General features: G+C 43.2%; 1 tRNA gene and 2 rRNA genes. All 3 read right to left on the reverse strand.

Annotated elements, in window-relative coordinates:
- Positions 1 to 1,035: 1,035 nt before the first annotated feature.
- Positions 1,036 to 1,151: ribosomal RNA gene (gene rrf, locus SOHN41_RS18135) — 5S ribosomal RNA — on the reverse strand.
- A 36-nt stretch (positions 1,152 to 1,187) separates the two neighbouring features.
- A tRNA-Thr gene (locus SOHN41_RS18140) sits at positions 1,188 to 1,263 on the reverse strand.
- A gap of 87 nt (positions 1,264 to 1,350) precedes the next feature.
- Positions 1,351 to 1,455 (reverse strand): 5S ribosomal RNA (gene rrf / locus SOHN41_RS18145); the annotation flags it as partial.

Raw genomic sequence — 1,455 nt, forward strand, 5'->3', positions numbered from 1 at the left:
TTTCGCCGTCTGCCGTGTCAGTGGATGCGCATTATAGGGATCGAAACGTTTTGTGCAAGGGCTTTTTAAAGGATTTTTGTATTTAATTCTGATTATCTAAACTAGACACATCATACCCACTTGTTACCCCCAGACTTATCCACACTAACTGCATCTAACAGCAAAATATCTTCGATCTAATTTATGATTTCAGCAGAATTATTCATACCAGAATGTCGTAAATGCACTCCGATTGCTAACAGCTAATCGACGTCAATGCTTAGGTCAGAGCAAGGAATTCTAGCTGTTCTAGACGACAAACTGCACTTTGGTAAAAACTCATCATTCTCTATTGAGTAAAACGACAACTCCCCCTATTTATTGGCTATAACTCTGTTTGACAATCGATAAAACAAAAGCCCTGCCAACATCTAGCGTTGGTTTCTCAGCGCACTAAGCCTGAGCTTCACTCCGTTGTAATCATCGATGGAACAGGATAGGAAAGGTAGAAGCTATTATGGGAATTGTAGCCATGCAGGAATGGCTCTATCAGCATCAACGGTATAAAACGCGTGATAAGGATGTGCTCAAAAGATTAGGCTGTGGTGATCAAACTTCAATGTGGATTGGATAAGTAGGGATTTAAAGCAGGATTTTATAAAGTTCTGAATGGTAGAGGCAAAAAAGCCAGCTTATTCAGCTGGCTTCAATACATCTCTTTTCAGAGCTCATTAGGCGCTTGGCGATGATTGACTTTCTTTTATCTCCAGAGGGATACATGGGGGCGAATCATCATAGCCTAAAATGCACAGCATTTTGATAATGAGTCACGCGGAGCAATTTCTTGTGCAGCTGGGCGAGGCATAGGGATGTGCCGAATGTCAAAAATGCAGGATGCTATTTTTGACCAAGCTTAGCGGCGGGCGACCGCCATGAATGGTTGAAGTGTCAATATTGGAGAAGCATTTATTGACCGACATTGAGGTAAATTTTCGCGCAGCGGATAAACACAAAAGCCCTAGCGGTTTATGCTAGGGCTTTGGTGTTTATTTGGATGCTTGGCGATGACCTACTCTCACATGGGGAAACCCCACACTACCATCGGCGCGATTGCGTTTCACTTCTGAGTTCGGGATGGGATCAGGTGGGACCACAATGCTATTGTCACCAAGCAAATTTTGTCTCTAGGAAAATACACTAGATTGTAATGGTGCTGATACCCAGAATCGAACTGGGGACCTCATCCTTACCAAGGATGCGCTCTACCGACTGAGCCATATCAGCAATTCTTTATCATCAGTGATGACTATTCTTTTTTTAATTTCACTTTTCTCAAAAAGTGAAAATCTATCTTTTCAGATATAATTAGGCGCTTGGCGATGACCTACTCTCACATGGGGAGACCCCACACTACCATCGGCGCGATTGCGTTTCACTTCTGAGTTCGGGATGGGATCAGGTGGGACCACAATGCTA

Origin of the sequence: Shewanella sp. HN-41, from assembly GCF_000217915.1 — a bacterium.
Taxonomy (GTDB): domain Bacteria; phylum Pseudomonadota; class Gammaproteobacteria; order Enterobacterales; family Shewanellaceae; genus Shewanella.